Source organism: Peribacillus sp. NPDC060253, from assembly GCF_042727425.1.
In the GTDB taxonomy this organism is placed as follows: domain Bacteria; phylum Bacillota; class Bacilli; order Bacillales; family DSM-1321; genus Peribacillus.
The window spans coordinates 1-9,954 of record NZ_JBHXAS010000147.1 but is presented as its reverse complement, the minus strand read 5'-3'; the positions used below and the strand labels follow the sequence as shown (position 1 = coordinate 9,954).

Below are 9,954 nucleotides of genomic sequence, written 5' to 3'. Positions count from 1 at the left end.
CAGTTTTTATACAGTTCATTAATTATAAAAGATTAGATTTGTTTTAAGCTTTCTAAGGATATAAGAGTATCGGAAGACCACCAATAACCGATCCAGAATGGGTATAATACGGCATTGTAATTAGTCGGAATAAAATGATTAGTTTTATCATAATCCAATTAAATGGACTGCGAAAAAGAAGATGCCAAAAAGACAGTACTCTGATTTGGAGTGTTGTCTTTTTGGCATTTATGGTATGTATGAACTTTTTTAGTGTCTAATATTATTTTTTGCTTTTTCTGTCTTCAGAGACGAGATCACCTGGACTGAGTCATACGCCAAGTAATGCACATCCGAAAAAAATGAAACTTTTCAAAACTTTACCTCACAATATGCAATATGTGATATATTGCATATTGTGAGGTAAATCAAAATAATAAGGAGGACATCGTCATTGGTACATTCAACACAAAAAATCAATCGTACTTCTGTACGTGAAGAAGCTTATACAATTTTAATGGATTGGATTGTCCAAGGGGCCCTCCTGCCAGGTCAACAATTACGTGATAAAGAATTAGCAGAACAATTAGGAGTTAGCCGTACCCCTATTAGAGAAGCATTGCTAAGGCTCGAAGATGAGGGATTTGTAGAAACTAAGCCAAGTCGTTCAACAATTGTGTCCCCCATTCGGTTCGATGAGATATTAAACATTTATTCCCTAGTGTGGACACTTGAAAAGTTAGCCATGGAACAAGTTTTTGAAATCATTCAAGAAAAACACATACATGAGTTGGACGTTATCAATCAGCAGCTGAAAAAAGCAATGAACGAAGAAAATCAAAGTACTGCAGTACAGAAAGATAATGAATTTCACTCCATTTACATCAAACTTTCTACAAATGATGAATTGAAGCGGATTCTCTCAGGACTAAAACGAAAACTCATACGAATTGAACTGTTTTATTTTAATCAAGTCAGTGATGTTCACGTTTCAATTGATGAACATGATCAGATTATAAAGGCATTAAGGCAAAGAAATCTCCCTTTGGTGCTTGAAACGATAGAAAAGAATTGGAAAGAAAGTTTTTATAGAATTCAAACGCACCAGGAGGATAAGAAAAATGGGGAAGAATAATATGCTAATCGATCCTCTAGTTTTATCGTCTTCAAGGAATAAAGGGATTGCTTTAGTCCTTACAGGCGCAGGATTATGGGGGGTATCGGGAACTGCGGCACAGTATTTATTTCAACGCCAAGGATTCAGTCCTGAATGGCTCACGGTTGTTCGCTTATTGCTCTCAGGCGTCATCTTATTGGGGCTTGCGTATAAAAAGGAAAAACAACAAGTTTGGGGAATTTGGAAAGCTAAAACTGATCGCTTTCAAATCATCCTTTTTGCAACTCTGGGTATGCTTTCTGTCCAATACACATATTTTGCAGCAATCGAACATGGCAATGCAGCAACTGCCACTGTTCTTCAATACTTAGCACCCGCGATAATCACATGTTATATAGCATTTCGTTTAAAACGCTTTCCAACCAGTACTGTTAGTATTGCTGTGATAATAGCGATTCTAGGCACTTTTTTGCTTGTAACAGGGGGCAGTGTCCGAGCACTTTCCATATCGGGGTGGGCGGTGTTTTGGGGAATTACATCAGCTTTTTCACTGGCTTTCTATACATTGCAACCATATAAACTGCTTTCAAAATGGGGTTCCATGATTGTTGTTGGATGGGGCATGTTAATTGGCGGCATTGCTTTTAGTTTCATTCATCCTCCATGGGCATTTGAAGGAAATTGGACGATTTTTTCCCTTATTGCCGTCCTGTTCATCATCATTTTCGGGACGATCATCGCCTTTTATTTTTATTTGGAAAGTACAAAATACATCTCTGCTTCCGAGGTTAGTTTATTTGCATCGGTTGAGCCATTATCCGCTACATTTATTTCCGTTATCTGGCTAAATGTAACATTCGGTTTCGCCGAGTGGCTTGGTACACTTTGCATTATTATCACCATTACGATTTTATCGTTAGTAAGAAACAAATAAAGCTGGTTTTCAAATAGGCAGAGTGTATAAATTTGTAAAGCTAAATAAATCTAATAAACAACAAATCTAGTTAAAATGAGTTATTATATCTATCCTCTCCGTTTTTTAAAAGCAATTTCACATCATGTGAATTGCTTTTTTTGAATCTCGAATTGTAAAAGGGCCCAGAACTGAATGTTAAACCTACTCAACTAGAAAAACGCGGTGGAGCATATTACAGTGAAGCGGCGTGCAGTCTCATCAATTCAATTTATAACGATAAGCGGGATATACAGCCAGTTAACACACGTAATAACGGAGCGATTGCGAGTATTCCAGACGAATCAGCCATCGATATCAACTGTGTGATCACAAAGGAAGGACCAAGACCCATTGCCATCGGCGACCTGCCAGTGGCAGTCCGGGGACTTGTCCAGCAAATTAAATCTTTTGAAAGAATGGCTGCTGAAGCTGCCGTTACAGGAGATTATCATAAAGCATTGGTAGCAGCGATGACCATTAATCCTCTCGTACTATCAGACACCATCCCAAAAAAATATTGGATGAGATGCTTGAAGCGCATAAAGAAGATCTGCCGCAATTGTTTAATGAAGTGAAATCTTAGATTTAGGACAATGTGATGATAGGAAATGATGACCCCTGTTAATAGGGGTCATCTTATTTTTACCACTACTAAATGGTCATCCCTTATAGAAATAAATATGAATTTTCATAGAGCATCATTCACCCGCTTACTGAGAATAAAAACAATCGCGATCTGCTATTTCCTACCTGAAATTGTATTTTGTTGAATGGATATAAGCATTTCCAATTAGTGTATATAATCATAATTGCCTTGTAGTTCACATAAATATATCAGAAAGAATTGTGGACATGGGAGGTAGGATTATGGAAGAAAACAATGGTTGGTTTCAATTAGAAGCAAAATCTCCCTTACCAAGCACAAAGCCCCTAAACAGAACTATATCCAAAAGTCCGTCGGTTCGAGAGCAAAGCATGCAAAAACAAGATCAGGAAACTGAAAGAACCGATGATCATATATCAGAGTCAGTAATACAGGCTAACGAAAATGATCAACAAAGACCCTTTGTGCAGGATACTGTAAAAGATGAAACAGGCAAAAGAAATCCCACGAATGACAATATATCAAAATTAAAAATACAGGCTAAGGAAATGATTCCTCAAAAGTCATCAGTGCAGGATACTGTGAAGGATGAACCGATCAAAAGGAATAGCCCTCCACAATGGGAAGGGGATATACCCGCAGCTTTCCATTCACAGACTGTAGGTAAAAGAGGTCCCGTTACTGAACAAGACAGTATTTTACATGAAACACTGGAGACTTTTGTCCATGAAAAAATCATAGAAAGGCCGGTGCACGTCAAAGGCTTTGGTGCTTTCGGTTACTTTGAGAACATGCATTCCATGGCGGAATATACAAAGCTTAGCTTCTTGCAAACTCCTGGACAGCAGGTTCCAGTCACTGTAAGGTTTTCGCTTGCCGTTAGCACGAAAGGAACTCCGGATACTTCCCGAAATGTGCGCGGATTTTCCACCAAGTTTTACACGGAAGAAGGAATTTTTGATCTGATTTGCAACCATATTCCTGTGTTTTCCGTACGTGACGCCATACGTTTTCCAGAGTCCATCAAAGCCTTTTTGCCCTCGCCGAAAAACAATCTGATCGATCCCGACCGGTTTTGGAGTTTTGTTGCCAGAGCGCCGGAATCCACTCATTTTGTTGTCAGGCTCTATTCTGACGCAGGCACGGTAAAAAGTTTGCGCCATATCCCTGGCCATAGTGTGAACACCTACGTCTGGAGAAACGACCAAGGCGTTCGCCATTATCTGAAATACCACTGGGTTCCTCTTGCTGGCGAGCAGTATATAGACAGTAAAGAAGCCGCCAGGTGGAATAGCGAGAATCCCGATATTGCAGGCAAGGATTTGTATGATACCATTGCAGCGGGAAAGACCGTTGAATATGGGCTTTATGTGCAGCTTATGAATCCTGATGACGAGGCCACTCTTCCCTTTGATCCATTGGATGATACCAAGGTCTGGGATGAACGGCAGTACCCTTTGATACCGGTTGGCCGGATGGTATTGAACCGCAATCCGGACAACTATATGGAGCAGGTAGAGAAAGTGGCTTTTTCGCCGTCTAATCTTTTGGAAGGAGCGGAACTATCAGACGATAAGATGCTGCAGGGACGCGCAAACATTTACACGGATTCACAGCGTCGGCGGATCGGTCCGGATTTTCGGGGAATACCCGTTAACGATCAGAAAGACTGGACGCCGGCTTCACTTATAACAAGCGGAGAAGGAAGATATGTAGAGGGTCATCTCGTAAGGTCCGACCTGTCCAAACAGGACGATTTCATACAGGCCGGCCAGTATTATCAAACTCTGTCTCCTGCGGGTCAAGAACATCTGGTAAACAACCTTTCCGCCGATCTTGCCGGGATATCCCATGAGACGCGAAGCATGGTCCTGACCTATCTGAATAATGCGTCAGCGGAACTGGGGGAACGGGTTACCCGGCAAATTGAAAGTCAGTCAAATGAATAATTCTTTGGATATCACGGTGAATGGTAAAAGGTGACAGGGGAGGGTGCTATGATAAAAAATAGCACCCTATTCATATGTTTCAACAAGATAATTATCATTCTGCAGGGGTGAATCGATCAACACTCGATGTGCAACAGATGACTATCAAAAACTAACTCTACATACGGATATTAAGGTTATTTATTGTACAAAGGAAAGGTAAGTGAAGAAGGGATAGAGCTGCTTTATAGAATTTATACAAACCGGATGATTGATGGTGTGGGGGAGGTACTCATTGAAAACAATTCAAAAGATGTATGAGCATGTAAATTGGGCTAATCCATGCATTCTATATACGTTACAAAATGTTGAGGGTGACAACCAATAGTTGAAAAGATTATTTTCTCATATCCTTTATGCAGAACAAGTATGGGTAACTAGATTAAAAGGAATGGACAGTTAACATTGCCTATATGGTCGGAAGGTGATATAGCGATTTGTGTAAAACTTAATTAACAAAATGAAGAAAACTTCAAAACATTTCTCATTATCCAGCTAACACAGATTTTATTACATTTGTAAGATAAAATCATAGTAAGTGTTGTACTGCAAACAAGCAGATGTACTAATTAGTACATCTGCTTGTTTATTTTTTATTTAACACCCGTTATAATTAAGGTTTTTTAGTGATTGAATCTCATTGAATGCTTGTTGAAGGTTTGCTTTCGAGTTTAATTTAGTTAAATTGATTTCGAGGCTCACCATTGTCTGGGCAACCTCTGGACGAATTCCTGTAATTATGGTCTCAACCCCAGTAAGAGTTAAGGCATCAATTACTTTAAATAGTTGATCGGCTACCATCGTATCAACAAGCAGAACTCCAGATACGTCAATGATAAGGTGAGATAGCTTTAGTTCATTAGAACGACTAAGTGTTTCTTCCATAAGTAAATGGGATCTTTCAGTATCTAAATTCCCGATCAACGGCAGTACACCTATACCTTTTGTAAGAGGAATAACCGGCACTGAAAGTTCCAAAAATGCACTTTTCGCATTTTCCAACGTTTTTTGAAAGGATTTTACATAGGTCAGGCTAAAACTATAAACAGCTCGGTCTAAGAGGGGGTCAAAGATATGGATGACGTCAAATACGGTAGATGCAGACATGTTTTTTTCTTTTACTTCTTTCTCAACGGCTTTCCATATATAGGTTCGGTAATAGCTCGTATCTTTTAACGCTTCGTCAAGTGGTGCTCCCAGCGTATAAAAGTATTCCCCAGTTTCTTTCCCCCATTGGAATATTTTTTGAAAGGATTTTTCATTGTCAGCATGTTCAATTAATGATTCACCGAATAAGCTAATTAAATTACCTCGAATGTCCAAAATATGTGCTTCTATTTGTTGAAACTCCTTTTTTTCCTGTTCGGTCATTTGGATTCCAGCCATTCTGTCTGTATGAACAGTGTGGGCAATTTCATGTTTCTTGTCTATAATCATTTTGCCTAACGTTATTAATTCATTGTTCACAAGGTCTTCCTCCAACCAATAATATAGATTACTTTTTTTACCTGCTCTTTATAATATAGTCTGTACCCCCTTTAATGAAAAGAAAAACTTTAGCGTTAGCGGGATAGAATAAGTAAGATCATTATCGCTTGTTAACTTATTAATAGTAAATTTTAATTGTCCTATATGCCATTCATTAATGTTTGGCAATAAAAACAGTGAAACCGTGGGAAAAGGACCTCATGAAACGGTAGAGAAGCGGCTGAAAGCGGAAAATAAACCAAAGGAGATTGAGAGGTTCTCTATGTCGAAAGTTAAGGATATCAACTTAAAGGTAAACAGCAATAGAAGCCTATTTACCTGGAATGCTGCATCCCTAACCCGTTATATGATTGACAGCCTCTTTATTTTTGTTAAATTTAATCATGAATTTTTTTGTGCATTTAACCTAAACATAAAATAGTTTACACACACATTTTGTATATCTTTCTTTTCGAATGATTGTTAGACATTACCTAAAAGGTGGAGTGAAAAAGTGGAAAATCAAATTACTTACCTTCTAGAGCATTATGGGTACTTCGGAATAATATTTGCTTTAATCGGAGGTATTGTAGGACTTCCTATACCCGATGAGGTTCTCCTTACATATATTGGTTATAGTGTGTTTCAAGGTGAATTATCTTACTTAATTTCAATAGTAAGTGCCTTTGTAGGAGCAACTGTGGGGATTTCGCTTAGCTACTTCATTGGTTATAAATTTGGGCTGCCTTTATTAGAAAAGTTTGGACCCAAAATTCACATTACCGAACAAAAAATTAATAGAACAAAGAATTTGTTCAAGAAATTCGGACCTTATCTTTTATTATTTGGTTATTTTATTCCTGGGGTACGCCACCTTACAGCGTATATGGCAGCTGTCAATCGCTTCTCCTTTAGAAAATTTATTATTTACGCCTATGCTGGGGCATTAATATGGAGTTTTACTTTTATCACACTAGGCAGGATATTAGGCGAAAATTGGACCAATGTTGAACTGTATATTTCAACATACAGAATTTATTTGATAACGAGTATATTGGTCCTTACAATATTCTTTTATCTTTTATGGAAGAGAAGAAATCGATTAAGAAGGGGTATTTCATAAAAGTCGCTTTAAGGAGAAATATCGGGTTAATTGTCAAACTCATTGTATGTTTGAAGAATATATAGAAAATGCTCCAGGACGTCAGGGGGAACTACCTTGTTCAATCAGATAGTAAAAGCTGTGCCCAATTTATTTACGATTGGAAATTTATTGTGCGGTGTATTATCAATTACCTATATCATGAGTGGCTTTTTGGAAGTAGCATCGGTTTTAATTTTCTTTTCGGCTTTTTTAGATCTTTTTGATGGAAGGGTTGCAAGAAAATTAAAAGTGAACAGTGAATTTGGTGTGGAATTGGATTCCTTGGCTGATATTATTAGTTTCGGAGTAGCTCCTGCCATTCTATTTCATTCGATAGCAGCACCATCGATTTTAACGTCTTTGGCATTTATCCTTTTCCCAACGATGGGAGCATTAAGATTAGCTAAGTTTAGTGTTAAACCAACCATTGGATATTTTAAAGGATTACCTATTCCTGCTGCTGGATTACCTTTGGCTGGTATGGGATTCTTTTTATATAGCAATGCGTGGATTACTTTATTGCTTGCTTTCTTAATGGTAAGTCCAATTAGGGTAAAAAAACTTTAATTTAATTATTCATTGCAAAAAAGCTAATAACCTCTGAAAAACGTTGTAAGGCACTATAAAAATGTTCTTAATGCTGATATGTTGCTGAGGCAGCTCCTGCAAAAACAGGGTTGCTGGGCAGCTTTTTTTTTACTACAGGATAGTTCCATAAGGTATGCGTAAGAATGTATTATAAATACAAAGGGGAATAGAAATGATGAAAAAAAGTAAACACAATGCTGAACATTACATATGGGGAGACAATTGTGATGGGTGGCATGTAGTGAAAAATCTAGATTTAAGTATCATTCATGAACGTATGCCTGCTCATACATCTGAAATAAAACATTATGATCAACACGCACGCCAATTTTTCTTTGTCTTATCAGGTATAGCAACCATTGAGGTAGATGGTAAAGAGATTACTTTAAATCCGCAAGAGGGAGTGGAAGTTCCTCCTTTGGTGCCACACCAAATGTTTAACAAGTCAAATAATGAAGTTGAGTTTTTGGTGACTTCTCAGCCGACAAGTAAAGGTGATAGGATTTTAGTGGACTAAAACTAATAACGAGACGAACTCCTATTAGGCATCCAGCGTCCTTGGACAACCTTTTAAATCAATAAGCCGTGCATTTGGACATGGATGATTTAAAGAGGGTTTATGATGCCCTCGAAGGCTTAGATAAAGAGGGGAAATCTCTATTCAAACTGCTACAGTACACAAACATACATAACCAAGCAATAACCAAACTGTACAAAGTCCTTGAATGCAAATGGGGTTTTCTGTATATATCAAATGAAAAGGGGAATGTTTTATGAAAACAATTGGCCTTATTGGTGGAATGAGTTGGGAGTCATCGCTAGAATATTATCGTATTATTAATGAAGAAGTGAAAAACAAATTGGGAGGATTACATTCAGCCAAGTGCATTTTATACAGCGTGGATTTTGATGAAATCGAACGCTATCAAGCTCAAGGAGATTGGGAAAGTTCTGGTAAATTATTAGGGGATGTTGCTCAGTCTTTGGAAAAGGCAGGTGCAGAAATTATTGTGATTTGTACAAATACGATGCATAAAGTGATCGAATATATTGAAGAAAAAGTTAGTTTACCAATCCTGCACATTGCTGATTCGACGGCAAATCAAATTCAAAAGGCCGGAATAAGAACGGTGGGTTTACTTGGTACTAAATATACGATGGAGCAAGACTTTTATAAAACGCGAATTGAGTTTAATGGTATTAAGGTTTTAATACCAAATAATGAGGAAAGAAAAGTAATAAATAAGGTAATTTATGAAGAGTTATGTTTAGGGGAAATTCAACAATCATCAAGGGATTATTACAAAAAGGTTATCAAGAGGTTAGTTGATGATGGAGCTGAAGGAATAATATTAGGTTGCACAGAAATTGGATTATTAGTAAAACCAGAGGATTCAGAAGTACCCTTATTTGATACCACGGTAATTCATGCCGTTGAATCTGTTAATATGGCATTAGAAAACTAATGGGAAGGGCTGAAAATATATCGGAAACGATCGGTTCACTTTTTGCTGCTCCAATAACGGTAAGACAAATGGGATGAAGGGGAGGAGGCGTCCATTTCTCCCTTTTTTTTGAACTAAGATCGTTTGATTATCTAAATTAACTTGCTTCTATTATTATTAATTCTTGGCGTCTCATTCCTCATTACTAATTCTTTTGTGCCGCGGATGATGTTCTAAATAGGTCAATAATTTGTGAAGCTCCAATAAGGTCATATATATAGGTGGATTTTTAACAGCTTTAGGTGTTTGAATACCTGCTGAGTAGTCGGATTTCATGCAAACACCTAATGATTTATACACCAAATTCAGTCAAAACGACACATCCTGGACGATATAAGATCATCTAAGTCAAATGATCGGTAATGTACATCAGATAATTAGCTGCAGCTTGAACTGAACTCCTGGGAATTATTCAGTTCAACCGAAGGAACTATGTTTGAAACCATCTATTATGAGAACCAACCAACTTAAAGGAAGAACCATGAGAGTTATAGGAAGCAAGGTGGCAGCTTGAGCGAAGTTAGGGGATACTAATGAAGAATATGAGAACTGAAGTTGTAATCGCTAAAATAATAATTTTTTTATTCTAGTTTACATAATATATATT

At 37.6% G+C, this 9,954-nt stretch carries 8 protein-coding genes and 1 pseudogene; 8 read left to right on the top strand and 1 reads right to left on the bottom strand.

All coding sequences use genetic code 11. The features are described from left to right. The first annotated feature begins 433 nt into the window (after positions 1-433). The 4 genes and pseudogenes from ACFWE9_RS23760 (at position 434) to ACFWE9_RS23745 (ending at position 4,604) form a co-directional block, all read left to right on the top strand. Positions 434-1,114 (top strand): GntR family transcriptional regulator, encoded by a 681-nt coding sequence (locus ACFWE9_RS23760; RefSeq protein ID WP_377359107.1) that lies wholly within the window; start codon positions 434-436, stop codon positions 1,112-1,114. Next, positions 1,101-2,030, top strand: coding sequence for a DMT family transporter (locus ACFWE9_RS23755; protein ID WP_377359105.1), 930 nt, complete (start codon positions 1,101-1,103; stop codon positions 2,028-2,030). Before ACFWE9_RS23760 ends, ACFWE9_RS23755 begins: the two co-directional genes overlap by 14 nt. Positions 2,031-2,188: 158 nt before the next feature. Then, a pseudogene (locus tag ACFWE9_RS23750) lies at positions 2,189-2,634 on the top strand (family 4 glycosyl hydrolase); the annotation flags it as partial. A gap of 569 nt (positions 2,635-3,203) precedes the next feature. Next, entirely contained in the window at positions 3,204-4,604 is a 1,401-nt protein-coding gene (locus tag ACFWE9_RS23745) for a catalase (RefSeq protein WP_377359111.1), read from the top strand. A 636-nt stretch (positions 4,605-5,240) separates the two neighbouring features. Here the strand turns inward: ACFWE9_RS23745 and ACFWE9_RS23740 are convergent. Continuing rightward, entirely contained in the window at positions 5,241-6,110 is an 870-nt protein-coding gene (locus ACFWE9_RS23740) for an STAS domain-containing protein (RefSeq protein WP_230155970.1), read from the bottom strand. 514 nt (positions 6,111-6,624) lie between these two features. Here ACFWE9_RS23740 and ACFWE9_RS23735 point away from each other — a divergent pair. The 4 genes from ACFWE9_RS23735 (at position 6,625) to ACFWE9_RS23720 (ending at position 9,308) form a co-directional block, all read left to right on the top strand. Then, complete coding sequence (locus ACFWE9_RS23735; protein ID WP_377359103.1) at positions 6,625-7,233, top strand: DedA family protein; 609 nt, start codon at positions 6,625-6,627, stop codon at positions 7,231-7,233. A 96-nt stretch (positions 7,234-7,329) separates the two neighbouring features. Next, positions 7,330-7,821 carry a CDP-diacylglycerol--serine O-phosphatidyltransferase gene (gene pssA / locus ACFWE9_RS23730; protein WP_230155973.1) on the top strand — a complete coding sequence of 164 codons (492 nt, stop codon included), beginning with the start codon at positions 7,330-7,332 and terminating at the stop codon, positions 7,819-7,821. A gap of 196 nt (positions 7,822-8,017) precedes the next feature. Then, complete coding sequence (locus ACFWE9_RS23725; RefSeq protein WP_377359109.1) at positions 8,018-8,359, top strand: cupin domain-containing protein; 342 nt, start codon at positions 8,018-8,020, stop codon at positions 8,357-8,359. Positions 8,360-8,615: 256 nt separating this feature from the next. Next, on the top strand, positions 8,616-9,308 hold the full coding sequence (locus tag ACFWE9_RS23720; RefSeq protein ID WP_230155975.1) for an aspartate/glutamate racemase family protein: 693 nt from the start codon (positions 8,616-8,618) through the stop codon (positions 9,306-9,308). Positions 9,309-9,954 lie beyond the last annotated feature (646 nt).